The organism is Parvibaculum sp. (genome assembly GCF_045863935.1).
In the GTDB taxonomy this organism is placed as follows: domain Bacteria; phylum Pseudomonadota; class Alphaproteobacteria; order Parvibaculales; family Parvibaculaceae; genus Parvibaculum.
Genome location: NZ_BTVP01000013.1, coordinates 60,580 through 85,588 on the forward strand (window position 1 = coordinate 60,580; position 25,009 = coordinate 85,588).

At 63.7% G+C, this 25,009-nt stretch carries 25 protein-coding genes and 1 riboswitch; of the genes, 11 read left to right on the top strand and 14 right to left on the bottom strand.

All coding sequences use genetic code 11. From position 1 onward, the window contains the following. Positions 1 to 28 precede the first annotated feature (28 nt). The gene (locus tag ACKUUH_RS07490) at positions 29 to 1,459 is read right to left on the bottom strand and encodes a PLP-dependent aminotransferase family protein (RefSeq protein ID WP_407949265.1); all 1,431 of its coding nucleotides are present in this window, start codon (positions 1,457 to 1,459) and stop codon (positions 29 to 31) included. A gap of 142 nt (positions 1,460 to 1,601) precedes the next feature. On the opposite strand from ACKUUH_RS07490, the gene ACKUUH_RS07495 reads away from it, so the two are divergent. After that, the gene (locus ACKUUH_RS07495; RefSeq protein WP_407949266.1) at positions 1,602 to 2,393 is read left to right on the top strand and encodes a PhzF family phenazine biosynthesis protein; all 792 of its coding nucleotides are present in this window, start codon (positions 1,602 to 1,604) and stop codon (positions 2,391 to 2,393) included. A gap of 80 nt (positions 2,394 to 2,473) precedes the next feature. Here ACKUUH_RS07495 and ACKUUH_RS07500 read toward each other — a convergent pair whose 3' ends face one another. After that, positions 2,474 to 3,370 carry a DMT family transporter gene (locus ACKUUH_RS07500; RefSeq protein WP_407949267.1) on the bottom strand — a complete coding sequence of 299 codons (897 nt, stop codon included), beginning with the start codon at positions 3,368 to 3,370 and terminating at the stop codon, positions 2,474 to 2,476. Positions 3,371 to 3,588: 218 nt separating this feature from the next. Here ACKUUH_RS07500 and ACKUUH_RS07505 point away from each other — a divergent pair, with 218 nt between their 5' ends. Next, positions 3,589 to 4,764, top strand: a complete 1,176-nt coding sequence (locus tag ACKUUH_RS07505; RefSeq protein WP_407949268.1) for a phosphoserine transaminase — start codon at positions 3,589 to 3,591, stop codon at positions 4,762 to 4,764. Between the two features lie 80 nt (positions 4,765 to 4,844). Beyond that, positions 4,845 to 6,422, top strand: a complete 1,578-nt coding sequence (gene serA, locus ACKUUH_RS07510; protein WP_407949269.1) for a phosphoglycerate dehydrogenase — start codon at positions 4,845 to 4,847, stop codon at positions 6,420 to 6,422. A 49-nt stretch (positions 6,423 to 6,471) separates the two neighbouring features. Here serA and ACKUUH_RS07515 read toward each other — a convergent pair whose 3' ends face one another. Continuing rightward, complete coding sequence (locus ACKUUH_RS07515; RefSeq protein WP_407949270.1) at positions 6,472 to 7,056, bottom strand: hypothetical protein; 585 nt, start codon at positions 7,054 to 7,056, stop codon at positions 6,472 to 6,474. A 167-nt stretch (positions 7,057 to 7,223) separates the two neighbouring features. On the opposite strand from ACKUUH_RS07515, the gene ACKUUH_RS07520 reads away from it, so the two are divergent. After that, positions 7,224 to 7,721 carry a PAS domain-containing protein gene (locus ACKUUH_RS07520; protein WP_407949271.1) on the top strand — a complete coding sequence of 166 codons (498 nt, stop codon included), beginning with the start codon at positions 7,224 to 7,226 and terminating at the stop codon, positions 7,719 to 7,721. A 6-nt stretch (positions 7,722 to 7,727) separates the two neighbouring features. Here ACKUUH_RS07520 and ACKUUH_RS07525 read toward each other — a convergent pair whose 3' ends face one another. Genes ACKUUH_RS07525 through ACKUUH_RS07535 form a run of 3 tightly spaced genes read right to left on the bottom strand, consistent with a single transcriptional unit; the run spans position 7,728 to position 9,739 of the window. Further along, positions 7,728 to 8,393 (bottom strand): pentapeptide repeat-containing protein, encoded by a 666-nt coding sequence (locus ACKUUH_RS07525; RefSeq protein ID WP_407949272.1) that lies wholly within the window; start codon positions 8,391 to 8,393, stop codon positions 7,728 to 7,730. Positions 8,394 to 8,424: 31 nt separating this feature from the next. Continuing rightward, positions 8,425 to 8,814: an OsmC family protein gene (locus ACKUUH_RS07530; RefSeq protein WP_407949273.1), complete on the bottom strand. Its 390-nt coding sequence runs from the start codon at positions 8,812 to 8,814 to the stop codon at positions 8,425 to 8,427. A gap of 7 nt (positions 8,815 to 8,821) precedes the next feature. After that, entirely contained in the window at positions 8,822 to 9,739 is a 918-nt protein-coding gene (locus ACKUUH_RS07535; RefSeq protein WP_407949274.1) for a pirin family protein, read from the bottom strand. A 188-nt stretch (positions 9,740 to 9,927) separates the two neighbouring features. Here ACKUUH_RS07535 and ACKUUH_RS07540 point away from each other — a divergent pair, with 188 nt between their 5' ends. Then, positions 9,928 to 11,220 (top strand): adenylosuccinate synthase, encoded by a 1,293-nt coding sequence (locus tag ACKUUH_RS07540; protein ID WP_407949275.1) that lies wholly within the window; start codon positions 9,928 to 9,930, stop codon positions 11,218 to 11,220. A gap of 197 nt (positions 11,221 to 11,417) precedes the next feature. Here ACKUUH_RS07540 and ACKUUH_RS07545 read toward each other — a convergent pair whose 3' ends face one another. From ACKUUH_RS07545 to ACKUUH_RS07555, 3 genes are all read right to left on the bottom strand, one after another. Next, positions 11,418 to 11,822 (bottom strand): MAPEG family protein, encoded by a 405-nt coding sequence (locus ACKUUH_RS07545; RefSeq protein ID WP_407949276.1) that lies wholly within the window; start codon positions 11,820 to 11,822, stop codon positions 11,418 to 11,420. Positions 11,823 to 11,943: 121 nt separating this feature from the next. Next, on the bottom strand, positions 11,944 to 12,360 hold the full coding sequence (locus ACKUUH_RS07550) for an MAPEG family protein (RefSeq protein ID WP_407949277.1): 417 nt from the start codon (positions 12,358 to 12,360) through the stop codon (positions 11,944 to 11,946). A 163-nt stretch (positions 12,361 to 12,523) separates the two neighbouring features. Next, complete coding sequence (locus tag ACKUUH_RS07555) at positions 12,524 to 13,588, bottom strand: NAD(P)H-dependent flavin oxidoreductase (RefSeq protein ID WP_407949278.1); 1,065 nt, start codon at positions 13,586 to 13,588, stop codon at positions 12,524 to 12,526. A gap of 63 nt (positions 13,589 to 13,651) precedes the next feature. Further along, positions 13,652 to 13,763, top strand: a riboswitch (TPP riboswitch). A gap of 72 nt (positions 13,764 to 13,835) precedes the next feature. On the opposite strand from ACKUUH_RS07555, the gene thiC reads away from it, so the two are divergent. From thiC to ACKUUH_RS07580, 5 genes are all read left to right on the top strand, one after another. Continuing rightward, positions 13,836 to 15,704, top strand: coding sequence for a phosphomethylpyrimidine synthase ThiC (gene thiC, locus ACKUUH_RS07560; protein WP_407949292.1), 1,869 nt, complete (start codon positions 13,836 to 13,838; stop codon positions 15,702 to 15,704). 18 nt (positions 15,705 to 15,722) lie between these two features. Further along, a complete protein-coding gene (locus ACKUUH_RS07565) occupies positions 15,723 to 16,694 on the top strand; it encodes a hypothetical protein (RefSeq protein WP_407949279.1) in 972 nt (323 codons plus the stop codon). Positions 16,695 to 16,722: 28 nt separating this feature from the next. Then, positions 16,723 to 17,097 (top strand): bleomycin resistance protein, encoded by a 375-nt coding sequence (locus ACKUUH_RS07570; protein WP_407949280.1) that lies wholly within the window; start codon positions 16,723 to 16,725, stop codon positions 17,095 to 17,097. Continuing rightward, positions 17,097 to 17,627 carry a mismatch-specific DNA-glycosylase gene (locus tag ACKUUH_RS07575; protein WP_407949281.1) on the top strand — a complete coding sequence of 177 codons (531 nt, stop codon included), beginning with the start codon at positions 17,097 to 17,099 and terminating at the stop codon, positions 17,625 to 17,627. The genes ACKUUH_RS07570 and ACKUUH_RS07575 overlap by 1 nt, the downstream gene beginning before the upstream one ends. Before the next feature lie 190 nt (positions 17,628 to 17,817). Then, positions 17,818 to 19,377, top strand: coding sequence for a phospholipase D family protein (locus ACKUUH_RS07580; protein WP_407949282.1), 1,560 nt, complete (start codon positions 17,818 to 17,820; stop codon positions 19,375 to 19,377). Here the strand turns inward: ACKUUH_RS07580 and ACKUUH_RS07585 are convergent. Together ACKUUH_RS07585 and ACKUUH_RS07590 are read right to left on the bottom strand one after the other, a co-directional pair. Beyond that, complete coding sequence (locus ACKUUH_RS07585; RefSeq protein WP_407949283.1) at positions 19,374 to 20,144, bottom strand: sulfite exporter TauE/SafE family protein; 771 nt, start codon at positions 20,142 to 20,144, stop codon at positions 19,374 to 19,376. The genes ACKUUH_RS07580 and ACKUUH_RS07585 overlap by 4 nt on opposite strands. Before the next feature lie 68 nt (positions 20,145 to 20,212). Further along, a complete protein-coding gene (locus ACKUUH_RS07590; protein WP_407949284.1) occupies positions 20,213 to 21,943 on the bottom strand; it encodes an N-acyl-D-amino-acid deacylase family protein in 1,731 nt (576 codons plus the stop codon). Between the two features lie 169 nt (positions 21,944 to 22,112). On the opposite strand from ACKUUH_RS07590, the gene msrA reads away from it, so the two are divergent. Beyond that, entirely contained in the window at positions 22,113 to 22,760 is a 648-nt protein-coding gene (msrA, locus tag ACKUUH_RS07595) for a peptide-methionine (S)-S-oxide reductase MsrA (RefSeq protein WP_407949285.1), read from the top strand. Positions 22,761 to 22,814: 54 nt separating this feature from the next. Here msrA and rpoH read toward each other — a convergent pair whose 3' ends face one another. From rpoH to ACKUUH_RS07610, 3 genes are all read right to left on the bottom strand, one after another. Then, positions 22,815 to 23,756 carry an RNA polymerase sigma factor RpoH gene (gene rpoH / locus ACKUUH_RS07600; protein WP_407949286.1) on the bottom strand — a complete coding sequence of 314 codons (942 nt, stop codon included), beginning with the start codon at positions 23,754 to 23,756 and terminating at the stop codon, positions 22,815 to 22,817. Positions 23,757 to 24,106: 350 nt separating this feature from the next. Beyond that, positions 24,107 to 24,493: a helix-turn-helix domain-containing protein gene (locus ACKUUH_RS07605; protein WP_407949287.1), complete on the bottom strand. Its 387-nt coding sequence runs from the start codon at positions 24,491 to 24,493 to the stop codon at positions 24,107 to 24,109. Then, a complete protein-coding gene (locus ACKUUH_RS07610) occupies positions 24,490 to 24,795 on the bottom strand; it encodes a DUF6516 family protein (RefSeq protein ID WP_407949288.1) in 306 nt (101 codons plus the stop codon). The genes ACKUUH_RS07605 and ACKUUH_RS07610 overlap by 4 nt, the downstream gene beginning before the upstream one ends. Positions 24,796 to 25,009 lie beyond the last annotated feature (214 nt).

The window sequence follows — 25,009 nt, forward strand, 5'->3', positions numbered from 1 at the left end:
GATTGAGTCGTAAAAAACTCAGGCGGGATCACGCAGGCTCGACGATCCCGATATGGGATTCCGAAAGCAGTGAGGCGATGACGGCGAGCCCGCGCGCAAGTTCCTCGCGTGTTTGCGGCTGGCCGATCGCGAGGCGTACATGGCGCGCGGCGCGGTCTGTCCGTCCGACCATAAAATCCTCGCCCGCTGCGATGGCGACGCCGCGCGCGCGTGCCGCTTCCACGAAACCATGCGCGCGCCATGTGTCGGGCAATTCAAGCCACACATAAAGGGCAGCGGAATCCGCCGTCAGCCGATAGCTGCCGAGAGCGTCCGCCGTCATCTTGTGACGCGACGCCATTTCGGTGCGGATGCGCGCGCAAAGTGCCGCCGCATCGCCGGTTTCGATCAGGCGGCTGCCAAGTTCCGCCATGAGCGGCGGCACCGTCTGGCCGAAACCGTTCTGGATCGCGCGGGCCCGTTCCAGCAATCGTGGCGGAGGTTTCAGGAAGCCGATGCGCAATCCGCAGCCGACGGTTTTCGCGAGGCTCGTCGCATACCAGGTGCGCTCGGGTGCGAATTGCGCGATGGGAAGAGGACGCTCTCCGGCAAGCGCGCCATATATGTCGTCCTCGATGATCGACATGTCGTGCCTTGCCGCGAGTTCCGCGATCTGCCTGCGCCGTGTCTCGCTCATGGTGGCGCCTGTCGGGTTTTGCAGCGTCGGCACGATGAAGAGTGCGGCGGGGTGCTGTTCGCGAATGGCGCGCTCGAGTGCGTCCGGCACCATGCCTTCCGCATCGATGTCGACAGGGGCGACGCGCCGGCCCATGAGGCCCGCCTGTTGCACCATGGCGTGATAGGTCAGCTCTTCGGTAAGGATGAGGTCGCCGGGCTCGGTCGCCGCGAGAATGGATGTGAGGATCGCCTGTTGCGTGCCCGAGCAGACGAGAACGTCGCCGGGCTGCAGGACGAAGTCTCCGTAGGACAGCCATTGCGCCGCCGCGCGGCGATGCCGTTCCTCGCCGCCCGGTGCCAGATAGGTATTGAAGGGGGAGGGGACGCCCAGCGCTTGCCTTTCGGCGAGCAGGGCTGTCATGGCCGCTCCCACGATCTCCGTCTGTCCGGCGGGCGGGGCAAGCGCCGCCTTCATCGCGGCCACGGTTGCCTCCGGCATGGTGAGGAAGGCGGCAGAGCCGACGCCCGTTCCGCCATGCGCGTGCAGCCCTTGTCCGAGCACATATGTGCCCCGGCCGACTTCGCCCGCCACCTCGCCCCGGCTCGCCGCGAGCGCGTAGGCGCGCGAAACGGTGCCGACGGTTACGCCGAGTTCACAGGCAAGGTCGCGAAGCGGCGGCAGTCTCGTGCCGGGCGGCACCGCCCCGGACCGGATGGTATCGCGCAACCGGTCGGCGATGGCGCGGTAGCGCGGGCCTGGCCGGCCGGCAATGTCTTCGCGGTCGAAGATTGAAATTGTCATGGTAACAATAAACTCATTGAATCCATTTTTGGAGTCAATCATGTTCTAAGTACGATGACAATCACGGATTTTCCACAATCTCTGAACCAAATCTGATTACATTGTACTAATACAATTTGACGACGAGAAGGGACGAAGGACGATGAAAGCGGTTCTCTATCAGGTCGATGCCTTTGCCGATCTTGTCTTCGAGGGCAATCCGGCGGCCATTGTTCCGCTGTCCGCATGGCCGTCCGATGACGTCATGCAGGCGGTCGCGGCGGAGAACAATCTCGCCGAGACCGCTTTCTTCGCGCCGGAAGGAGAGGGCTACCGGCTGCGCTGGTTCACGCCGGCCGTTGAGGTCGATCTCTGCGGCCATGCAACGCTCGCTTCCGCGCACGTCCTTTTCGCGCATCTGGAATATGCGAAGCCTGAAATCCACTTCGAGACGCGAAGCGGCACGCTCGTCGTGACGCGTGAGGGCGACCGGCTCTCCATGAATTTCCCCGCCGCCAGGCCGAAGCCTTATCCCGCTCCCGAAGCGATCGCGGAGGCACTTGGCGGCAAGGCGCGCGTCTGGCTCAAGACGTCGAACCTCATGGCCGTTTTCGACACGGCGGAGGAGGTTGTCGACCTCACGCCCGACTTTCCCGCGCTCGGCCGTCTGCTCACGCCGCTCAATGCAGGGCTCATCGCCACGGCGCCGGGAAGCGGCGGTATCGATTTCGTGTCGCGTTTCTTCGCGCCCTCTCACGGCATCGACGAAGACCCGGTCACGGGGTCGGCGCATTGCACCAGCGTGCCCTACTGGGCGAGGAAGCTCGGCAAGGCCGATCTCGTCGCGCGGCAGGTTTCGAAGCGCGGCGGCACGCTCTGGTGCACCGATGCGGGCGAGCGCGTGATCCTGCGCGGGCGATGCGCCGACTACATGAAGGCCGAAATTTCGTTCTGACCTCTTTCATGACGGTGCCGTAATGCACGACCAGGCCCTCGCACCCGGCGCGCGCGTCGTCATTGCCGCTGGCGCGGCGCTCATTCTTTGAACGTCGCTCGCCATTCGCTCACCGCAATCCCGGCAAGGATGAGGGAGAGTCCCGTCAGTATGCGGAAATTGAGTTCCTCGCCGAAAACGAAGAAGCCCGCGAGTGACGCAAAGACGGGCACGAGATAGTTGGTGAGCGAAACGAAGGCCGGTCCCGCGCGATCGACGAGGCGGAAGAAAACGAGGGCGGCGAGTCCCGTCGAAAAAATGCCGAGCCCCGCCACACCGAAAAGCGAGGCCGCACTTGCCGAGGCGAGCGCCGCGGGCGGTGTGACGGCGCCCGCGATCGCGGTGCCCGCCACCGCGCCGGCCACCATCACGCCGGATGATTTCACCAGCAGCGGCATCTCCGGGGCAAGCCGCGCCATCACGTTGTTGCAGGCGAAGAAGAAGGCGCCGGCCAGCACGGCGAGTTGCCCGAGCAGCCTGTCGCCGCCCGATGCCATATCGGCAAGCGCAGACGGTCCGAGCACGATCACGAGGCCCGCGAAGCCGGTTGCAAATCCCGTCAGGCGCAGGCGCGTGATGCGTTCCTCGGCCAGCAGGAAATGGGCGATGACCAGCGTTGCAAGCGGCGTGAAGCCGATCAGGATGCCTGCGAGCGCGGAGGGCACGTGCTGCTGGCCCCAGCTGATGACGAAGAAGGGCGCAATGTTGCCGACAAGGGCGAGGCCCACGAGCCAGCGCCAATGGCCGCCTTCACGGGGCAGCATCTTGCCGGCGCCGAGGGCGAGCGGCAGCAACAGCGCCGCGCCCATGATCAGCCGTCCGGCCATGGTCCATTCGGGGGCCACGCTTTCGACGGCGATCCTCGCAAAGGCGAAAGCCGACCCCCACAGCGCGACCAGCAGGCCGAGCATCAGCCAGTTCGTGCTTCTGTGCGGCAAGGGCGATTCCCCGGTTCGGCGCAAACGCGCCCGCTTTTCGATACAGGCGTCTTACCATACTCAATGCCGCAGGGTTTCGCGGGTTCCCGGGGCTGCGCCGTTCCGTCGCCCCCAATGTCGCCCAGCCGTCATTTGACTTGGCATCGGCGGAAGCCTATATGCGGCGGCGGGACACCCCTCCCCACCGAGGGGCAGCTATCTGAAAGGGTAGGTTGCAAATGACCGCCACTGAGCGTCCGGCTGTGCGTCCGGCCAATCCGCACTTCTCTTCCGGCCCCTGCGCCAAACGGCCGGGCTGGACCGCCAAAAACCTCGAAAACGCCCTTGTCGGCCGCAGCCATCGCTCGAAGCCGGGCAAGGTGCGCCTCGTCGACTCCATCGAAAAAACCCGCAGCGTGCTCGGCATTCCCGCCGGCTACCGCATCGGCATCGTGCCCGCCTCCGACACCGGCGCCGTCGAAATGGCGCTCTGGTCGATGCTCGGCGCGCGCGGCGTCGACATGCTCGCCTGGGAAAGCTTCGGCGAAGGCTGGATCACGGATGTCGTGAAGCAGCTCAAGCTCAAGGACACACGCGTCCTCAAGGCTCCCTACGGCGAACTCCCGAATCTCGCCGAGGTCAATTTCGACAACGATGTCGTCTTCACCTGGAACGGCACCACGTCGGGCGTTCGCGTGCCGAATGGCGACTGGATCCCCGAGGACCGCGCCGGCCTCACCATCTGCGATGCGACGTCTGCCGCCTTTGCGCAGGACCTCGCATGGAGCAAGCTCGACGTCGTCACCTTCTCCTGGCAGAAGGCGCTTGGCGGCGAGGCTGCGCATGGCATGCTGATCCTTTCCCCGCGCGCCGTCGAACGGCTCGAGAGCTACACGCCGGCCTGGCCGCTGCCGAAGATCTTCCGCATGACGAAGGGCGGCAAGCTCATCGAAGGCATCTTCAAGGGCGAGACGATCAACACACCGTCCATGATCTGCGTCGAGGATTATCTCGATGCGCTCAACTGGGCGGAATCGATCGGCGGTCTTCGTTCGCTCATCGGCCGCGCCGATGCCAACACCGCCGTCATCGCCGAATGGGTCGAGCGTACGCCCTGGGCCGAATTCCTCGCAAAAGAGATCGACACGCGGTCCAACACCTCTGTCTGTCTGAGGATCGTCGATCCGCGCGTCACCGCCTTGTCGGAGGACGACCAGGTCGCCTTCGCCAAGAAGATCGCCGATCTTCTCGACAAGGAAGGTGTGGCGAACGACATCGCGGGCTATCGCGACGCCCCCGCGGGCCTTCGCATCTGGGCGGGCGCGACGGTCGAGACGACCGACATGCGCGCGCTGATGCCTTGGCTCGACTGGGCCTTCGCGGAAGCGATCTCCTCGCTCAAGGCAGCGGCGTAAGAATTTCCATTCGTATTCGGTCCCGATCCGGTGGGCATCGCGTCCCGCCGGACAGGTACCTATCCAACCAGGAGGCGTGAATGCCCAAGGTTCTGATTTCCGACAGTCTCTCCCCCGCCGCCGTGCAGATCTTCAAGGATCGCGGCGTCGAGGTGGACGTGAAAACCGGTCTCGATCGGGACGAGCTCATCAAGATCATTGGCGAGTATGACGGTCTGGCCATCCGCTCGGCGACGAAGGTCACGCCGCAGGTGCTCGCGGCGGCGAAGAAACTCAAAGTCGTCGGCCGCGCCGGCATCGGCGTCGACAATGTCGATCTCCCGGCCGCGACTGCCGCCGGCGTCATCGTCATGAATACGCCCTTCGGCAACTCCATCACCACCGCCGAACACGCCATCGCCATGATGCTGTCGCTGGCGCGCGACATTCCGCAGGCGAATGCTTCCACCCATGCGGGCAAGTGGGAGAAGTCGAAATTCATGGGCGTCGAAGTGACCGGCAAGGTGCTTGGCGTCATCGGCTGCGGCAATATCGGTTCCATCGTCGCCGATCGCGGCCTTGGCCTGCGCATGAAGGTCGTCGCCTTCGATCCGTTCCTCACGCCCGAGCGCGCGCAGGACCTTGGCGTCGAGAAAGTCGAGCTCGACGAACTCCTGAAGCGTGCCGACTTCATTACGCTGCACACGCCGCTCACCGACAAGACGCGCAACATCCTGAATGCGGAAAGCATCGCCAGGTGCAAGAAGGGTGTCCGCATCGTCAATTGCGCGCGCGGCGGCCTCATCGTGGAAGCCGACCTCAAGGCAGCGATCGAAGCCGGTCATGTCGCCGGTGCGGCGCTCGACGTCTTCGAGGAGGAGCCCGCCAAGGCAAACCCGCTCTTCGGCATGGAGCAGGTCATCTGCACGCCGCATCTGGGCGCCTCCACCAACGAAGCGCAGGAGAACGTGGCTCTCCAGGTTGCCGAGCAGATGGCGGATTATCTCCTCACTGGCGCGATCACCAATTCGATCAACGTGCCATCCGTTTCCGCGGAAGAAGCGCCGAAGCTCACGCCGTTCCTCACGCTTGCCCAGCAGCTCGGCTCCTTCGCGGGCCAGCTCACGGAGACGGGCATTTCCGCCGTCACCATCGAATATGCGGGCGATGTCGCGGAGATGAACACCCGCGTGCTCACCAATGCCGCGCTCACCGGCCTTCTCAAGCCGCAGCTTGAGGACGTGAACATGGTCTCCGCGCCGGTGATCGCGAAGGAACGCGACATCAAGGTGTCCGAGGTGAAGACCGAGCAGGAAGGTGCCTACGAAACCTATATCCGTCTCACGGTGAAGACGGAGCGGCAGGAACGGTCCGTTGCAGGCACGGTCTTCTCCGGCGGCCTTCCGCGCATCATCCAGATCAAGAGAGTCAACATGGAAGCGACGCTCGGCCGCCACATGCTTTATGTGACGAACCAGGACAAGCCGGGCTTCATCGGCGCGCTCGGCTCGACGCTCGGCAAGGCGGGCATCAACATCGCCAACTTCAACCTCGGCCGCGAGGCGGCGGGCGGCGATGCGATCTGCCTCATCGAGGTCGATGGCGATGTCACGGCGGAAACGCTTGCCGAAATCCAGGCCCTGCCGCATGTCGTGCAGGTGAAGTCGCTCAGCTTCTGATCTCCCGCACGGGCCGAACCGGCAAAGGCGGCGCTCTCCGGGGCGCCGCCTATTTCTTTTTCGCGGCCTCCTCCAGCTCCTCGATTCTCCGCCGGTAGGCGTCGGCGTCGCCGAAGGCGACGAAGTCGAGATAATGTTCATGCGCGCCGATGGCCTTTTTTGCGTGCTTGATCGGGCACCAATAGGCTTCCGTGCGGCCCGCGATTTCGCGCACATAGGCAATGAGGCCGTTCGCATAGGAACAATAGGCGCAGTTCAGCTTTTCGAGCGCGTTGAGATAGGCAAGGTGGCCGCGGTCGAAGAGAAGATAGTCGCTCCGCTTCACCTTCTCGATGCCATAGGCCGGAAAGCAGACCGACTGATAGATCGACACACAGATGTCGAGAAACACCAGGGGCACAATCAGCGAATAGATGACGGGCGCCGTCAGAACCACCAGCGGCTTGGCGTTGAGGACGTAGCGTCCGAGCCGCGTCTGCAGTTCGCGGTGACGGCGCAGAACTTCCTCCTCGAAGACGGCGCGCCCATGTTCCAGCCCATAGCGCAGGGCTGCTGCCTGCCGGGCCACTTCCGCCTCCAGCTCCAGTTGCAGCACCTGAATGCGGGCGCTCAGCTCCCTTATCGTGTCGTTCATTCATCGCCCCTCGTTGTCCCGGCGGTCCGCTGAGTGCGGGTGCTCCTGCATGATCTGCCCAATCGGGCCGGCATGCCAGCATGCCGGGTGGACGAGCCGGTAACTCTTCCTTAACCGTCATATTGAGAGACTGACCTCGGGTTTGTTGAGTATTGCCGGGGGGCAAAATGGATATAGGGGCGAACGGGTTCCGTGACCCGCGGCTGGACTGGCTTTATGGCTACTGGCTGCAAAAGAGGGGCGACCGGCGCGCTGCGTCGCGTGGCGATCTCGCTCCGTCCGAGATAAAATCCGTCTTGCCGATCCTGAATCTCATCGATGTGCGGCGCGAGCCGCTGGGCTTCCGGCATCGTCTCGTCGGCACGGAAATCGTGGAGCGCCTGGGGCGCGATGCGACGGGCTGCTGGGTCGGATCGGCGCTTTATGGCCCCGCATGGCAGGACATCTTCGACGGGCTCCGCACCGTCATGGAGGAAGTCCGTCCCTATCGGCGCCTCACCCGCCTCGACTGGCATGCGCGGCACTGGCTCTCGATGGAGTCGCTGGAACTTCCCCTTGTCGACGACGAGGGCGAGGTCAACATGATCGTGCGCGCGGCGAGTTACTTCACCGATCCGCAGTCGGCAACGCGCGAACGGTGCATCGTCTCGCCGCTCGTGGCCTGAAGGTCTTCAGTTCTTCTTGCTGCAATCCGGAATGGCGAGGCCCTGCGGCAATATCGTCGTGCCGTCTCCGCAGGCGCGGGCGAGCTGCTCGTTCGTCAGCCCCATGGAGCGGGTGAAATCCGCGCCGGACAGATCGGCGCCGGTGAAATCCACGCGCGTCAGATAGGCGTGGCGGAAAATGGCGTTGCGCGCATTCACGTTCGTGAATTTCGTCCCCTTCACATATTCGAGCATGCGCAAATTGGCGCCCGAGAGGTTCGCGCCCGTGAAGTCGGCGCCCGACATGCGCACGGCATCGAGCCGCGTGTTGGAAAGATCGGCGCCTCTCAATGTGGCGCCCGTCAGCACGGCGCCTGCCATGTTGGAGCCGCTGAAATTCGCGCCGTCGAGTTTCGCGCGGTTGAGATGGATGCCGGTGAGGTCGGCGCCGCGAAGCCGCGCGCCGGTCAGGTCCACGCGCTGGAAGGCGGCAAGGCGGAGAAACTGCCCGTCGAAATTCGCTTCCCGGAGGTCGCAGCGCTCGCAATTGATAATGGTCTTGAACTGGTCCGAGACGATTTTGGCGGCAAGCGCCTGAACCTCGGGGGTCGGTTCGGCGCGCGCGGGCGCAACATTCATTGCGATGGCGGCGAGCAGAAGAACCGCGTATCGCCTGGTCCTGGTGTTTTTCAATCTTTTCAATCCGTTTACACGAAAGTGTGGTTCACGCGAAATGCGTGGCTATCGGCGTACCGCGTTTCAGCGTCTTCGTCACCGGGGTTTTCTCGATGATGTCGCGAATGCGTGCCATCTGCTCCTCGCTCAGCGTCTCGCTGAAGGAGATCGTTCGCTCGATGCTTTCATTGCCTTCCGGGTCGCGCTTGAACCGGAGATCCGCCGTGATCGTGCCAAGCTGCCACCCCTTGCGGTCGGCATACATGCGCAGCGTCGCCGAGGAGCAGGCCGCGAGCGAGGCAAGCAGCAGCTCGTAAGGCGCCGGGCCTTTGTCGGTGCCGTGATTGTTCTCCGGTTCGTCCGCCGTCAGGCGGTGCTGGCGCGCTTCCATTTCCTGGAAGACGCCCGCCTTGCTCACGAGATGTACGCTTGTCGCCATACTGTCCTCACCGTTCGGGCAGGGGAATGAACTCGGTTTCGCCGGGCACGTCCCTGAAGCGCTTCTGTACCCAGTCTTCCTTTGCCTGCTCGATCCGCTCCTTGCTCGACGAGACGAAATTCCACCAGATATGCCTCGGGCCGTCCATCGTCGCGCCGCCGAGCAGCATCATGCGCGCGGGGCGCACCGCCGTCACCGTGATGCGGTCGCCGGGGCGGAAGATCAGGAGCTGCGGTCCCTCGAAGCTTTCGCCTGCTATCTCCACGCTCCCGTCGGCCACATAGATGGCGCGTTCCTCGTAGTGCGCATCGAGAGGCACGCTCTTTCCCGCTTCGAGCGACACATCCACATAGAACCAGTCCGACAGTGTTGTCACAGGGGAGCGCTCGCCGAAAGCATGGCCCGCGATCACGCGCGCGCTCACGCCCTTGTCCGTCACCACCGGCAGCTCCGATTGCGGATAGTGCTGGAAGCCGGGGTCCGTTTCTTCCAGCGCCTTCGGCAGGGCTACCCAGCTCTGCATGCCGGAAAGGCGCTGGCCGCTCTTTCGCTGTGCGTCGGGTGTCCTCTCCGAATGCGCAATGCCGCGCCCCGCCGTCATCAGGTTCATGGCGCCGGGCAGGATTTCGAGCGCGTTGCCCTCGCTGTCGCGATGCATGATCGCGCCCTCGAAGAGATAGGTGACGGTCGACAGGCCGATATGCGGGTGCGGCCGCACATCCATGCCGATGCCGGCCGGCATCGCGGCCGGGCCCATCTGGTCCAGAAAGATGAAAGGCCCCACCATCTGCCGCTTCGCTTGGGGCAGGGCGCGACGGACCTCGAAGTTCCCGATATCGCGCGCTCGCGGCACGATCGCGAATTCCAGCGCATCGCAGGACTTGCGATCGCCCGGTTCGGGGTCCTTGTCGGGTAACCAGCTCATCGCAACTCCATTTTACGGCGGGCAGGATAACGCCAGAGGCAGCCAAAGTCCCTTCCCATCGGCCTCCTGATCGGATAGACAATGCCAAAGCCCCCGGCCCAAAAGGCCAAGGGGGCTTTCGGCTTGTCTGGGGGTCCGCGTGGACGCCTCGCGCAGGCGGGCACCCACTTCCTAAGGCATTGAATCAAATGGCAAATGTGGCGGTAGTCGGCTCCCAGTGGGGAGACGAGGGCAAGGGCAAGATCGTGGACTGGCTCAGCGAGCGCGCCGATGTCGTGGTGCGTTTTCAAGGTGGCCATAATGCGGGCCACACGCTCGTCATCGACGGCGTCACCTACAAGCTCTCGCTGCTGCCGTCGGGCATCGTGCGGCCGGGCAAGCTCTCCATTCTTGGCAATGGCGTCGTGCTCGACCCCTGGGCCTTTGCGAAGGAAGTGGACGAGATCGCCGCCAAGGGCGTGAAGGTCACGCCCGAGAACCTCAAGATCGCCGAAAATGCCGTCCTGATCCTGCCGGTTCACCGCGAACTCGACGAGATGCGCGAAGGCTCGAATTCGGGCGTGAAGATCGGCACGACGAAGCGCGGCATCGGGCCTGCCTATGAAGACAAGGCGGGCCGCCGCGCCATCCGTGTGATCGATCTTGCCGATCCCTCGACGCTTCCGATCAAGGTCGAGGGGCTGCTCGCCCATCACAACGCGCTTCGCCGCGGCAACAATCTCGAAGAGCTTGCGGCCGGTCCCATCGTCGAGGGGCTGCTCGCCATCGCGCCGCGCGTGCTCCCCTATGTCGCGCCCGTCTGGCGTGTGCTCGACGAGGCGAAGCGCAAGGGAGAGCGCATCCTCTTCGAGGGCGCGCAGGGCACCATGCTCGACGTCGATCACGGCACCTATCCTTTCGTCACCTCGTCGAACACCGTTGCCGGTCAGGCGGCGGGCGGTTCGGGCGTCGGTCCTGGCGCCATCGGTTACGTGCTCGGCATCACCAAGGCCTATACGACGCGCGTCGGCGAGGGTCCGTTCCCGACCGAGCTCACCGGCGAGACGGGCCAGCGGCTCGGCGAGCGCGGCCACGAGTTCGGCACGGTCACGGGGCGCAAGCGCCGCTGCGGCTGGTTCGACGCCGTCATGGTGCGCCAGGCGATCAAGACCGGCGGCATCACCGGCATCGCGCTGACGAAGCTCGACGTGCTCGACGGTTTCGACGAGATCAAGGTCTGCGTCGCTTACGAAGTCGACGGCAAGCGCCTCGATCATTTCCCGGCCGGTATGGACGCGCAGGCGAAAGTGACGCCCATCTACGAAACGCTCGAAGGCTGGCAGGACAGCACGCAGGGCGCGCGCTCATGGGCGCAGTTGCCTGCCGCCGCCGTCAAATATGTGCGCTACGTGGAAGAGCTGATCGAGGCGCCGGTGGCGCTTCTCTCCACCTCGCCCGACCGCGAGGATACGATCCTGATGACCGATCCCTTCGCGGATTGAACCAGTATGTCATTGCCGGGCCGGACGAAGTCCGTGACCCGGCAATCCAGTAGCCGCGAAGCGGCGTCGGGAAAGACTCTTCGCAATATCGACAATCTTTCTGGACCCCCGAGTCAAGCCCGGGGGTGACATAAAAAAGAGAAAACAAAAAAGGCGCCGGACATCCCGGCGCCTTTTCTTCTGAAAGCCGAAGCGTTCTACATCGCGCCTTGCAGCAGCGCGACGAAGACCATGCCGCAACCGATCACACCGGCGAGCCAGAGCAGGGTGCGGAGGCCCGCCACCGTGATGCCTGCAACATAGACGATCGCATAAAGCACGCGTGCGGCGATGAAGATCTGCGCGCCGAGCACGCTTGTCGAGGTGCTCAGCCCCGTCATCGCCAACGGAATGGCGAACGAGGCGTAGATCAGAAGGTTTTCGAGGTGGTTGAGATAGGCGCGGCGCGCGCGGGCGCCCCATCCCGTCGTTGCCGCCGCCTCGTCGCGATTGCCGATGCCCCAGCCAAGTCCCATCGCGGAAACATTCGCATTGGCCGACATGAGGATCAGGATGAAAAGCAGAAGGCCGCCCCAGACGAGCGACCAGAGTTCCACGGACATGGGTTTCCTCCCCGGTTGATTGCCACCGCGCGAAGCTTAGGCGCGATTCGGCTCGTCCGCACGCGGAACTTCCTGCGCGGACGCAAACGAATCGCATTCGGCTCAAACGAATCGTTCCGGTCTATTCCATCAGCACGGCGAGAAGCGCCCGGTCGAAGAGCGGCACCATGCAGAGAACGATGCCGATGGTGGCGATCTGCCAGATGACGGTGCGCAGCCAGGGAAGGCCCACCGCATAGGCGGGGAGATAGGCGAGGCGTGCCCAGAAATAGACCTGCGCGCCGATCTCGCTCCACATATCCGTGCGCTCGGTCGCGTAGACGGCGAGGATCACCGCCGCGAAAATGGGGAAGGTCTCGAGATAATTGCGCAGCGCGCGCTCCATGCGCCCGGCAAGGCCGCTCGCTGGCCGGTGTTCGTCGCGCGCGCTCACCGTGTAGGCATTTCCCTCCTGCGCCGTGTAGGCGAAGCTCTGCGCGCCCACCTGCACAAGCCCCAGCACGGCGGCCCAGAACAGCATCGCGATTTCAACGGTCATGGAAACCCTCCCCGAGCGTCAGATAATTTCTCTACTCTAGACGTCATGGCCCGGCTTGTCCGGGCCATCCACGTCTTGGCCGCTCCCGCAGAAAGAAGACGTAGATGACCCGCCCTCCTTTGTAATCAAGGCGGGCGGGTCATGACGAGAAGGGGGTTACGGTTCACCGCCCCAGCATCTTCTCCGCCTCGCGCATCAGCCGCGCCGTCTTCTCCGCCGCCGGTTCCGCCTTCGACAGCGCCGCTGCCTGTCCCGACCAGAGCTGCATGAATTCCGCGCGGCCGGATTTCGCGCCTGCCGAGGTCAGCGGCGCGATCATGGGGCGTTGCGCGGGGAAGGGCGCGGCGGCGTCCTCGTGCCAGCGCATTTCCTCCGTCAGGCGGTTGCGGATCGCGCGTGCAGGCCGCCCGGAAAAGATTTTCGTCACCACGGTCGAATGATCCGACGCTTCGAGAAGCGCCTTCCTGTGAACCGGATGCACCTTCGCCTCGGGGCAGGCGAGATAGGCCGTGCCGAGTTGCACGCCCGCCGCGCCCAGCATGAAGGCCGCCGCGATCCCGCGTGCATCGCCGATGCCGCCCGCTGCGATGACGGGCACCCGCACCGCGTCCACCACCTGCGGCACCAGCGCCATGGTGCCCACGGTTCCGAGATCGACATGATCGAGGAACGTGCCGCGATGCCCGCCCGCCTCGTGGCCTTGCGCGATCACCGCGTCGGCGCCGCCCGTTTCCAGCGCGCGCGCTTCCGCCGCCGTCGTGGCGCTGCCGATCACCGCCATGCCCGCTTCCTTCAGCCGCTCCACGATGGCGCGCGCGGGCAGGCCGAAATGAAAGCTCGCCACGCGCGGGCGCAGTTCCAGCAGCAATTCCAGCATCTCCTCGTTGAAGGCGGGCGCGGGCACGGAAGGTGGCGGCACTTCGCCGAGCCCGAACTCGGCGAAATAACCGGCGAGCGCCTTTTGCATTGGCTTCGCGTCGTAGCTCGCGACATCCGGCTCGTGGTGGACAAAGAAATTGAGGTTGAAGCTCTTGTTGGTGAGCCCGCGCAGGGCCGCCGTTTCCTTGCGCAGCTCCGCCGCGCTCATCATCGCGGAGCCGAGCGCGCCGAGGCCGCCCGCGTTCGATACGGCGGCTGCCAGTTCCGGCGTCGAGGCGCCCGCCATGGGGGCGAGCAGGATCGGAAGCTCGGTGCCGATGAGCCCCTTGAGGGCAGCTTGTCTGTCCATATCGCGTTTCTCCTCTGTCGCGCCCTCTTTCCCTTTACCTCTTAAATGGGACGAGTCACACTCCCGACAACCGAGGGGGGCCGGCAGCAGCCGGCTGAGATGAGTCTGAAGCGGCTCACCACCCTTAAAACCTGATCCGGGTCATGCCGGCGAAGGGACGGGCATTGGCCGAAGGATGGCCGCCACCTCCGCTACCTTCCCGGATTTCCACTCGTGGCCCCATAAGGGCAGGCAGAGGAGATCCATGATGAATGTTCACACGCCGAAAGGCGAGCTTCCGGAAGTCACCACCGGGCCGCTTCCCGCGAGCACCAAGATTTTCACGAGCCCGCAGGGCTTCCCGGACCTGAAAGTGCCGTTCCGCGAGATCGCGCTGCACCCGTCCGCCAATGAGCCGCCGGTCCGCGTCTACGACACGTCGGGCCCCTACACCGACCCGACGGCGAAGATCGATGTCGAGGCGGGCCTGCCGCGTCACCGCGAAGCCTGGATCGAGGCGCGTGGGCACACCGAGCTTTACGACGGCCGCGAGGTGAAGCCCGAAGACAATGGCAATGTCGGTGAAAAACATCTCGCCCGCGCCTTCCCGGTCGCCAACCGTCCGCGCCGCGGCCTGCCGGGCCATCCGGTCACGCAATATGAGTTCGCGAAGGCGGGCATCGTCACTGCCGAAATGGCTTATATAGCCGAGCGTGAGAACATGGGCCGCAAACAGGCCGCCGCCAATGCCGCGCATCGCATCGCCGAGGGCGAGAGCTTCGGTGCCGACATCCCCGAGTTCATCACGCCGGAATTCGTGCGCGACGAAGTTGCCGCCGGCCGCGCCATCATCCCGGCGAACATCAATCACCCGGAACTCGAGCCGATGATCATCGGCCGCAACTTCCTCGTGAAGATCAACGCCAATATCGGCAATTCCGCCGTTGCCTCATCGGTTGCGGAAGAAGTCGACAAGATGGTCTGGGCGATCCGCTGGGGCGCCGACAATGTCATGGACCTCTCGACGGGCCGCAACATCCACAACACGCGCGAATGGATCGTGCGCAATTCGCCGGTCCCCATCGGCACCGTGCCGATCTATCAGGCGCTCGAAAAAGTCGATGGCATCGCCGAGAACCTCACCTGGGAGGTTTACCGCGACACGCTGATCGAACAGGCGGAGCAGGGCGTCGACTATTTCACCATCCATGCGGGTGTGCGCCTCGCCTATGTCCCGCTCACGGCGAAGCGTGTCACCGGCATCGTCAGCCGTGGCGGCTCCATCATGGCGAAGTGGTGCCTCGCGCATCACAAGGAGAGTTTCCTCTACACGCATTTCGAGGACATCTGCGACATCATGCGCCAGTACGATGTCTCCTTCTCGCTGGGCGACGGTTTGCGTCCCGGCTCCATCGCGGACGCGAATGACGAAGCGCAATTCGCCGAACTCGAAACGCTGGGCGAACTCACGCAGATTGCGTGGAAGAAGGGCTGCCAGGTGATGATCGAGGGACCGGGTCATGTGCCGATGCACAAGATCAAGGTCAACATGGACAAGCAGTTGAAGCATTGCGGCGGCGCGCCCTTCTACACGCTCGGGCCGCTCACCACCGACATTGCGCCCGGCTACGACCACATTACGTCGGGCATCGGCGCCGCGATGATCGGCTGGTTCGGCTGCGCCATGCTCTGCTACGTCACGCCGAAGGAACATCTCGGCCTGCCGGACCGCGCCGACGTGAAGGAAGGCGTCATCACCTACAAGATCGCGGCCCATGCCGCCGACCTCGCGAAAGGCCACCCCGCCGCGCAACTGCGAGACGATGCGCTGTCGCGCGCGCGTTTCGAGTTCCGCTGGGAAGACCAGTTCAACCTCGCGCTCGACCCCGAACGCGCGAAGGAATTCCACGACCGCACCTTGCCGAAGGAAGCCCACAAGGTCGCGCATTTCTGCTCCATGTGCGGGCCGAAATTCTGCTCCATGAAAATCACGCAGGAAGTTCGCGACTATGCCGAGAGCGGCATGGCGGAAATGGCGTCCGAGTTCCGCAATTCCGGCGGCGAGATCTATCTGGAAGAGGAGCGAGCGGCGGCGAAGGAAGCGAACAAGTCGCTGTCGGGCAAGGCCGCGGAGTAAGTTCCAGCAAGAGAGGGTATGCAGGTTCTAAAAGTCATGGCCAGCGAACATTCTCTACCGGGTATTTGGATCCGCGCTTTTTGGGGTTTCGGGCCTTGGGAAGACGGATATGTAGGTTGGACCCGTGAATCTGATCGGGATCGTATCCTCGCGGAAGCGAACGCCGGAGATCTCATCTTAATTTACGGTGCGAGTTCGGCGGAAACGGATCGCGATGACCGAAGACAAGTGCTGGGTGTCCTGCAGATTGATTTGGAGCCGATTATGGATCGGGACAAATCTTCAGCGGTCGGCCTACAGCAAAAGATCGATAATGGGTGGACTCATCGGTGGACTTATGCAGTTCCCGTGCGCCGGGCTTGGCGGATTGATCGAAGGATCGAGCTGCGCCATCTTGCTCCGACAACCTACACACCAAATCAGGCGCGGGTCATCGCGAGCCAAGGTGCCAAGCTCACAGACGAAGAAGTTGAGACGGTGCTACAACTTCCCGTTACCGAAGTGGACGTATTCGGTGAGCCACCCGTGGGAGTCGGCGGAGCTAGCTCAGCTACTTTGAAGAGTATCTTTGCGCCCTCGAGAGGCCTGAGTCCCTCATTTGGAACGAGAACTAGCGAATACGAAGACGGAGAGCACTGGCTATACATGGCGAAGTTTGATGGGAATATCGCTGCTCTGCTAAACCGCCCCCCCGTCGAACTAGTCAATAAGTCACTCGTGAAAGTGGGATATTCGAATGCGCCTGACAGACGTTTGGCGGAGTTAAATGCCGGCTTGCCGCCGGCTTGCCTAAAGCGCTGGTCTCTCTGGTTGCAGTCTGCCGTATACCCCAATGGCGCATCCGCCAAACTCGCCGAAGATGAATTGAAGGCCATTTTCGCCAGTGAGTTCGAATCACTGGGCGGAGAATTCTACGTAGGTGATAAGGGGAGAATGCCGGTCAAGTTTTCTGCGGCACCCGCTGTTGCTTCTTTTACAATTAAAGCGTGATCTTAGTTTTGCTTGAGAGCTTGCTGCCATGACCGATCACGCCATCGCCATTCCCGTTCTCGCTTCGCTCGATCTCGCGCAGTCGAAACATTTCTACGAGGAGAAGCTCGGCTTCAAGGCGGAGCTTTTCGGCGACTACATGATCGCGAAGCGTGACGGCATGGAGATTCACTTCTGGCTCGCGAATGATCGCATCTATCCTGAAAGCACCTCCTGCTACATCCGTGGGCCACAGGTGCCCGCGCTCTACGAGGAGCTCTCGAAAAAGGGCATCGGCGTAAATCCCATCGACGGCGAGCGCATTTCGGACTTTCAGGTGCGGCCGTGGAATATGAAGGAATTCTACGTCTGGGATCCGCACGGTAACCTGCTGAAATTCGGCTGCGCGCCCGAAGAGGTCTGATGACCTTCCGGCGAAACACGCGCGGCGAGAAGCTGCCCGACGTTCTCGTGCCCGGTCTCGATGTCGTCTTCGTCGGCACGGCGCCATCGCGCCGCTCCGCCGCCGTCGGCGCCTATTATGCCCATCCCGGCAACCGTTTCTGGCCGACGCTGCACGAGACCGGCATCACGCCGCGCCTCTACGAGCCGCATGAATATGCGCAGCTCATCCATCTCGGTATCGGCTTCACCGACATGGCGAAGCGCGCCTCCGGCATGGATCACGAAATCGATCCGGCACTCTTCGAGGTGACACGCTTCGTGGAAGAGATGCGCCGCTGCCGCCCGTGCGCCGTCGCCTTCACATCGAAGAAGGCCGCAAGCGTCTGGATGGGTGTGCCGACCGCCCGCATCCTTTATGGCCACCAGCGCCGCATCGCGAACTTCCCCGAAGTCTTCGTCCTTTCCTCGCCATCGGGCGCCGGGCGGCGCGCCTGGACCATCGAGCCATGGGCGGAACTGGCACGGTTTCTCGGGCGGTCGCCGTCCTGAACGCCTTCAAGCGAATTCGAAAGTCAGCCATCTGGACCACCCTCCCTCTGTGGGAGGGTGGGGCCGATGAGTAAGGGGATTGCCCGCCGCGAGGGGTTGATGCACTGGCGCCGCGGCTAGCATCCCCATAGGTTTATCCAGCGGCCGGTTCCGCGCCACCCATGCGTGGTCATTCAGCAAGGGGAACAATTTGGCTTTCGTCCGCTTCCACTTTCTTCTTGGCCTGTTGTTGCCGCTCGGGCTTGCGGCCTGCGCGGGCGTGCCGATGCGCGAGGCGGGCGAGCCGAGTGCCGCGCTTGCGGTGCCGCAGGAAACCGGGCTATGGGCCTCGCTCGTCCGGCCGGAGGAGGCGGAGGAGGGGCGTTCCGGTTTCTTCTTTCTCGAAGGCGGGCCCGATGCCTATCTGACGCGGTTGACCGCCATCGAGGCGGCCGCCCGAACCATCGACATCCAGTACTACATATGGGATTTCGACGGCAGCGGCCGCGCCGTCAGCGAGGCGCTTCTGCGTGCGGCGGACAGGGGCGTGCGCGTGCGCGCGCTGGTTGACGGTTTCTCCGTCGGCAGCGATGCGACGCCGCTGCTGCGCATCGCTTCCCATCCGAATGTCGAGGTGCGCATCTACAACGCGTTCCGCACAACATTCCGGCCGGACTATCTGCGCTATGGCGAGCTCGCTCTCGATTTCTCCCGTCTCAACCAGCGCATGCACAACAAGATACTCGCCATCGACAACACGCTGGCCATCGTCGGGGGCCGCAATGTGAGCGATACCTACTTCGCCATCGATGAGAAACGGTATTTTCTCGATCGCGATGTCGTCATCGCCGGCCCGCTTGCGAGGGATGTTTCACGGAGCTTCGATGTCTTCTGGAACTCGCCTTACGCCGTGCCGGTCGGCGCTTTCGCGGAGGAGGAATTGCCGCCTTTCGCCCCTGCGGCCCTCTGGCAGGATGCGCCACCGCTCGACTGGAGCGGCTTTCCGCTTCCGCGCCGTGTCGAGCCGGAGGAAATGGAGCGGAGCATTGCCCGGCTTCGCGCCCGCCTCGTCTGGGCGTCCGCCATCTTGCTGTTCGCCTCGCCGGGGCCGGTTTTTGCCGTGCAGGTTCCGCTGCCCGAGCGGGGCATCGAGACGGTCCTTCTCCGGCATATCCGCGAATCCGAAAGGGAAATCGCGATCCAGATGCCTTATGTAATGCTCACGGAGGAACGCGCAGAGGCTTTCGCCGAGGCGCATCGGCGCGGTGTCTCCATTGTCCTCAACACCAACTCGCTCGCTTCGCACGAATCCGCCATCGTTCACTACGGATATGCGCGCGACAGGGTCCGTCTCATCAAACGTGGCGTCGCGCTCCATGAGTTGAAGGCGAGACCAGCCACAAGCACCGCTCTCCGGGGGCTCGGTGTCGAGCCCGAGCAGACGACGCTGCATTCAAAGACCATCGTGTTCGACGGGCGCTATGTGCTCATCGGGTCGTTCAACCTCGACCATCGGTCCATCTTCCACAATTCGGAGATCGGCGTCCTGATCGACAGCCCTGAACTTGCCTCGCGCGCTCTGGCCGCGATGCGCGAGGACATGGCGCCGCGCAACAGCTGGCGTGTCGTGCTGGAGCCGCCGCGCAGGCTTGTCTGGCTCGATGAATCCGCCGAGCCGGCGCGGCGCATTCTGAGTGAACCCGAGACGGGCCCGCTCTCGCAGATATTCACCTGGCTCGGCTACTTCCTGCCTATCGACGGCCTGATCTAGCTTCTCAGTGCGTCGGTCAGCATTACCACGGCAATGATAGCGAGAAGGCCGAGCGCGATGCGGCGGTAGAGCGTTTCATGCGTCCTGCCGAAGGCCCAGTGTCCGGCGATATTGCCAAGAAGGAGGGCGGGGCTCAGCAGCACCGAAAGCAGCAGCGTCTTCGCGATCACGATGCCCGTCGCATAGCCAGCCGCGATGGAGCCGATATCGGTGAAAAAGAAGAACATGAGGAGCGAGGCGCGGTTGACCGCCGCCTGTGTCGGCCGTGCAAGAAAATAGACCATCACCGGCGGTCCCGGCATCGCTGCGCCGCCGGAGAGAAGTCCCGCAAGGCCCCCGACACCGAGCACGGCGGGCTTCGGCAGATGTTCCGGCAGGCGTGCCCCTGTGGCCATCAGCGCCACGGTCGAAAGCAGGATCAGCGCGATGCCGAGCTTGAGCCCGTCGGCCGGCACGACATGCAGTGCATAGATGCCGAAGGGGATCGTCAGGAACGCCGCGGGCACGAGCAGTTTGAGCGAGCGCCAGTCCGCCTGTTTCCGCGCCCTGGGCACGAGTTGGGACGAGCCGATGAGGTCGAGCATCAACGCCATGGGCACCGCTTCCGCCGGATGCAGCACCAGCGAGAGGAGCGGCACGACGGCAAGCCCGAAGCCGAACCCTGCAAAGGCCTTCAGCGTGGTCGCGAAAAACACTGCCGCGAAAGCGAGCGCAAGGTCCGGCGCCGGGAGCAGCGCGTCGGCGAAGGCGGAAACCAGATTGTTCATGAAGGCTACTCAAGAAAACGCGGACCCCGAAGGGTCCGCGCGGGGCAAGGTCGTGTTGTGCGTCCGGGTCAGGCGGCGGATGCCGTCTGCACGCCTCGAATGAGCCGCCCCGGCAATTCCCCGGTCGGCTCGTCATTCTCCGCCACGACGACACCGGAAAGCACCGTCGCGCGGTAGCCCTTCGCGCCCTGCCAGAGGCGGCGGCCGCCAGCCGGCAGGTCGAAGCGCATTTCGGGATGCGTGAAGGTGAGGTTCTGGAAATCGATCACGTTCACATCGGCCTTCATGCCGGGTGCGAGCACGCCCCGGTCGTAGAGCCCGTATTGTTCCGCCGTGTCCTTCGTCTGGATGCGGACGATCTCCTCGATGGAGAGCTTCGGCCCCCGTGTGCGGTCGCGCGCCCAATGTGTCAGCATGAAGGTCGGCGTGCCGCCGTCGCAGATCGCGCCGACATGCGCGCCGCCATCGGCAAGGCTCAGCCCCGCCTGCGGGTGGCGCAGCGCCTCTTCGATGGCCGTGCAGTCATTGGTCGAATAGCCGAACAGCGGGAAATAGAGCATCGCCTGTCCCTCGTTCAGCATCATCGCGTCATAGGCGGCCTCGGCCGGCGTCTTGCCTTCGCGCTTCGCAACGGCGGCAATCGAATCCTCCGGCGCGGGCTCGTAATTCTCGCGCTCGCCCATCGGATACATCTTGTGGAAGGACGTGGTGATGAAGGTGCCGAAGGCGCCGAGCTTGTCGATATTCTTTCCGCCGGTGATTTCCGCGCGGACCTTCGGGTCCTTCAGCTTTTCGATCCGCTCGGCAAAGGGCAGCTTCGAATAGGGCTGGTATTCGGGGAAGCCGATAAAGGGATGCACCGATGTCTGCCAGCCCATGAGCAGGCCGACCGGCCGACCCGAATGCTGGCCGCGAATATTGGTCACGCCTTCGGCTCGCGCCTCGTCGAGATGGCCGAGCATCTTTTTATAAAGGTCCGGCGCCTCGTCGATCTGCTGCACCTGGAAGGTGACCATGCGGCCGGTCTCCTTCGCCATCCGCAGCATCCAGTCGAATTCCTTCTCCATCTCGCGATGCGTCGCCGCGATCTGGAAGACGCCCGAGCCATGCGCCTTCAGCGCGTCGGCGATGCCGAAGAGCTCGTCGGTCGCGGCCAGCGTGCCGGGCACGGGGTCGCCCTTCAGCGTGTTGTGCAAATCCGTGCGTGAGGTCGAGAAGCCGAGCGCGCCTGCCTTCATCGCCTCATAGGTGAGGTCGCGCATTTGCGCGATGTCGTCTGGCGTCGCCGGTTCGTTGTCGATGCCGCGCGCGCCCATCACATAGACGCGCAGCGCGCAATGCGGCATCTGCGTGCCGATATCGGCGGCGAAGCGGCGCTTGTCCAGCGCGTCGAGAAATTCCGGGAAGCTCTCCCATTCCCACTTGATGCCTTCATGCATCGCCGCGCCCGGAATGTCCTCCACCGCTTCCATGAGGTCGATCAGTTCGTTCCGCGCTTCCGGTTTCACCGGCGCGAAGCCGACGCCGCAATTGCCCATCACCACCGTCGTCACGCCATGCTGCGAGGAAGGCGTGAGCCAGGGATCCCAGGTCGCCTGCGCGTCGTAATGCGTGTGGATGTCGACGAAGCCCGGCGTCACCAGCAGCCCCTTCGCGTCGATCTCGCGGCGGCCCTCACCCTCCACCTTGCCGACCGCGCTGATCTTTCCATCGTCGATCGCGACATCGCCCGCGAAGGTCTTTGCGCCCGTGCCGTCCACAATCAAACCGCCGCGGATCACGAGATCATGCTCAGCCATGGCGCGAATTCTCCCTGAAATTTCCATCTTTTGCCGCAGTTTGCCCGCCGCCCGGCCCAAGGGCAAGGCGGACCCCCGGCCACACAGCGAAGTGAAGGCTGACAGGGCTTTTCGGCGGGCGTAATCTCCCTCACATCAGGGACAAGCGCTCGAACAAGGAGGCCAGCCGATGTTCAATCTCCGCCGCAAGACGCAGATGCCGTCGCCCGACGAGGCGCTGCCCGGCCGCGATTTCGAGATCCCGACCGCCGCCCGCCACTTCGTCAATGGCGCGACGCTCAAGGGGCCTTATCCCGCGGGCAGCGAGATCGCGCTTTTTGGGCTTGGCTGTTTCTGGGGCGCGGAGCGGAAGTTCTGGGAACTCCCCGGCGTCCTCGTCACCGCGGTCGGCTATGCCGCCGGCCTCACGCCCAACCCGACTTACGAGGAAGTCTGCTCCGGCCTCACCGGGCACAACGAGGTCGTGCGCGTCGTCTACGATCCGAAGCAGGTCAGCTACGAGACGCTGCTGAAAACCTTCTGGGAATCCCACAATCCCACGCAGGGCATGCGCCAGGGCAACGATACCGGCACGCAATACCGCTCCGGCATCTATGTGACGAGCGAGAGCCAGCGCGCCGCCGCCGAAGCCTCCAAAGCCGCCTATGAAGCCGAGCTTCGCAAACAGGGCTACGACGCCATCACCACGGAAATTCTCGACGCGCCGGAATTCTATTTCGCCGAGGACTACCACCAGCAATATCTGGCGAAAAACCCGAACGGCTATTGCGGCCTCGGCGGCACCGGCGTCTCCTGTCCGGTGGGCCTTTCCGTTTAAACAAAAACCCGCGTCCGGAGACGCGGGTTTTTCCGTTCGGCGCCGGTCGCGCGGTCAGAAATCCGCCAGCGCGTCCCGTCTTGCATCCGCCTGGTCGCGCATGGCGTTCTTCATCGCCTTTTGCAGCTTCTCGAAGGCGCGCACCTCGATCTGGCGCACGCGCTCGCGGCTGATGCCATATTCCTGGGAGAGGTCTTCCAGCGTCGCCGGCTCGTCCTTCAGCCTGCGCTCCGTCAGAATGTGCATCTCGCGCTCGTTCAGACTTTCCATGGCGGCCGCCAGCATTTCGCGGCGCAGCTCCATCTCTTCGGCCTCGCCGAGCGTCGCTTCCTGGTCGGCCGTGTCGTCCACCAGCCAGTCCTGCCACTCGCCGCTTTCCGAATCCTGCCGCAGCGGCGCGTTCAGCGAATTGTCCGGGCCCGACATGCGCCGGTTCATCGAGATCACTTCGTCCTCGGTCACGCCGAGGCGCTCGGAAATCTCCGCCACCTGTTCGGGGCGCAAATCGCCTTCTTCGATCGCCTGGATCTGGCCCTTCACCTTGCGCAGGTTGAAGAAGAGCTTCTTCTGCGCCGCCGTGGTGCCCATCTTCACCAGCGACCAGGAGCGCAGGATATATTCCTGGATCGAGGCGCGGATCCACCACATCGCATAGGTCGCAAGCCGGAAGCCCTTTTCCGGCTCGAAGCGCTTCACGGCCTGCATCAGGCCCACATTGCCTTCCGAGATCACCTCGCCGATGGGCAGCCCGTAGCCGCGATAGCCCATGGCGATCTTCGCCACGAGGCGCAGATGGCTCGTCACAAGCTGGTGCGCGGCTTCGGTGTCCTCATGTTCCTTCCAGCGCTTGGCCAGCATGTATTCCTGCTGCGGCTCCAGCATGGGGAACTTGCGGATTTCCTGCAGGTAGCGCGACAGCGACCCTTCCGGGTTCGGCGCGGGCGCCAGCTTCGCCACGGCTGTTTTCGCGGCAGGCTTTGCTTTCGTCTCGGCCATCTTGGCCCCCATTTCCGGCCCGGCCCTGCCCGAAGGCAGGCGGCCCTGTTCAATCTCTCGTATCCGGCACCCCGGCATAGACCCGGAACACCCCACGGGGGATATCCCGGCCAAATACCCGAGCAACTTTCTCAGTCTATCCAATACCCGAACGCAGGCGGAATCATGACAGTTCCGCTTGTCCTTGCGGCGCAAAATGTCGCGGGAAGAGCCTTCGGCCCCCCGAGCCGGCGATTTTCCATATAGGCGCGGGAAGGCGGCAGTTAAAGGGCGGGGGCGGGGAGGGGGCTTCCGCTCGCGACAAGGTGAAAAAATATTAGAATAATTCCAATAAGAGGGCAAGAGCTTCGTCATGCCGCCTTGTCGAGCGGCAGGTCGAGCGCCACCCGGTCGTACAGCACCTCCGGCACGACGCGCCGCCCCTCCGCCTTGTTCAGGCGGACGAAGCCATATTGCGCGAGCGTCTGGAGCGTGCGCGAGAGATTGCTCTCCGCCCGCCCCGAAAGCCCGGCGAGTTCCTTGAGCGACTGCGGTTCGTCCCGCCGGATCGTCTCCAGCAGCGCCTGGTTCTTCGTGGAGAGCACCTGCGCAAGGGATTCAAGCGAGGTGAACCAGACCTTCGGATCGGAAGGAGAGGGCTTCAACTCACCGCGCGCAACGGCCAGCGTCCGCGCGCGCATCTCGGCCCGCGAGGCAATGCCGATCCTCAATATCCGTTCGGCTTTGCGCTTCTTCATGCGATGCCTTCCTTCCTCAGATGTGCCTCGACTGCCGCCCAGAAATCCTCAAGCAGTGTCTCCGCGCTCGAATAGGCATAAGGCGTCACCTTTTCGCCCTCATGCCTGTGGTCGTTCCGCGTCTCCCGCTTCCGCGATGGCGGCCTGCCTGTCGTCACGGAATGCGCGTTGTCGAAGCCGACCACGCGCTCGCGTCCCGGCGTAAAGAGGCACAGGCTGTAATCGATGCCGAAGGGCTTCGCCTCCGTCGGCGGCACCTTCGTTGCCTCGATCTTCACGCTGAACCCGCCACCCACTTCCATGACAGTGCCATCGAGATCGAGCAGACGATCTAACGTATGATCCGCTAATAAATTATGATCTGGTGATAGTTTTGTCAAGAAAGCGCTCCTGCATATGGCGCGCAGGTTTACTGGCTAAACATGTCTCTCAGTATAGCTAGAGCGTTTTGTCGCGGCATTTTTGACCTGCGCCCCAAGTTTCATCCAGTCGGAAGTAGAGTCTCATGACCATTTG

What these genes read in the sequence shown, in the direction of transcription:
- ACKUUH_RS07515 (WP_407949270.1), bottom strand. Translation starts at nt 7,056, where the DNA reads ATGAACGACACGATAAGGGAGCTGAGCGCCCGCATTCAGGTGCTGCAA.
- ACKUUH_RS07575 (WP_407949281.1), top strand. Translation starts at nt 17,097, where the DNA reads ATGACCTTCCGGCGAAACACGCGCGGCGAGAAGCTGCCCGACGTTCTC.
- ACKUUH_RS07530 (WP_407949273.1), bottom strand. Translation starts at nt 8,814, where the DNA reads ATGGCGACAAGCGTACATCTCGTGAGCAAGGCGGGCGTCTTCCAGGAA.
- ACKUUH_RS07495 (WP_407949266.1), top strand. Translation starts at nt 1,602, where the DNA reads ATGAAAGCGGTTCTCTATCAGGTCGATGCCTTTGCCGATCTTGTCTTC.
- ACKUUH_RS07555 (WP_407949278.1), bottom strand. Translation starts at nt 13,588, where the DNA reads ATGGACAGACAAGCTGCCCTCAAGGGGCTCATCGGCACCGAGCTTCCG.
- ACKUUH_RS07570 (WP_407949280.1), top strand. Translation starts at nt 16,723, where the DNA reads ATGACCGATCACGCCATCGCCATTCCCGTTCTCGCTTCGCTCGATCTC.
- ACKUUH_RS07550 (WP_407949277.1), bottom strand. Translation starts at nt 12,360, where the DNA reads ATGACCGTTGAAATCGCGATGCTGTTCTGGGCCGCCGTGCTGGGGCTT.
- ACKUUH_RS07565 (WP_407949279.1), top strand. Translation starts at nt 15,723, where the DNA reads ATGCAGGTTCTAAAAGTCATGGCCAGCGAACATTCTCTACCGGGTATT.
- ACKUUH_RS07520 (WP_407949271.1), top strand. Translation starts at nt 7,224, where the DNA reads ATGGATATAGGGGCGAACGGGTTCCGTGACCCGCGGCTGGACTGGCTT.
- ACKUUH_RS07585 (WP_407949283.1), bottom strand. Translation starts at nt 20,144, where the DNA reads ATGAACAATCTGGTTTCCGCCTTCGCCGACGCGCTGCTCCCGGCGCCG.
- thiC (WP_407949292.1), top strand. Translation starts at nt 13,836, where the DNA reads ATGAATGTTCACACGCCGAAAGGCGAGCTTCCGGAAGTCACCACCGGG.
- ACKUUH_RS07490 (WP_407949265.1), bottom strand. Translation starts at nt 1,459, where the DNA reads ATGACAATTTCAATCTTCGACCGCGAAGACATTGCCGGCCGGCCAGGC.
- ACKUUH_RS07535 (WP_407949274.1), bottom strand. Translation starts at nt 9,739, where the DNA reads ATGAGCTGGTTACCCGACAAGGACCCCGAACCGGGCGATCGCAAGTCC.
- ACKUUH_RS07545 (WP_407949276.1), bottom strand. Translation starts at nt 11,822, where the DNA reads ATGTCCGTGGAACTCTGGTCGCTCGTCTGGGGCGGCCTTCTGCTTTTC.
- ACKUUH_RS07605 (WP_407949287.1), bottom strand. Translation starts at nt 24,493, where the DNA reads ATGAAGAAGCGCAAAGCCGAACGGATATTGAGGATCGGCATTGCCTCG.
- ACKUUH_RS07505 (WP_407949268.1), top strand. Translation starts at nt 3,589, where the DNA reads ATGACCGCCACTGAGCGTCCGGCTGTGCGTCCGGCCAATCCGCACTTC.
- ACKUUH_RS07590 (WP_407949284.1), bottom strand. Translation starts at nt 21,943, where the DNA reads ATGGCTGAGCATGATCTCGTGATCCGCGGCGGTTTGATTGTGGACGGC.
- ACKUUH_RS07540 (WP_407949275.1), top strand. Translation starts at nt 9,928, where the DNA reads ATGGCAAATGTGGCGGTAGTCGGCTCCCAGTGGGGAGACGAGGGCAAG.
- ACKUUH_RS07610 (WP_407949288.1), bottom strand. Translation starts at nt 24,795, where the DNA reads ATGGAAGTGGGTGGCGGGTTCAGCGTGAAGATCGAGGCAACGAAGGTG.
- serA (WP_407949269.1), top strand. Translation starts at nt 4,845, where the DNA reads ATGCCCAAGGTTCTGATTTCCGACAGTCTCTCCCCCGCCGCCGTGCAG.
- rpoH (WP_407949286.1), bottom strand. Translation starts at nt 23,756, where the DNA reads ATGGCCGAGACGAAAGCAAAGCCTGCCGCGAAAACAGCCGTGGCGAAG.
- msrA (WP_407949285.1), top strand. Translation starts at nt 22,113, where the DNA reads ATGTTCAATCTCCGCCGCAAGACGCAGATGCCGTCGCCCGACGAGGCG.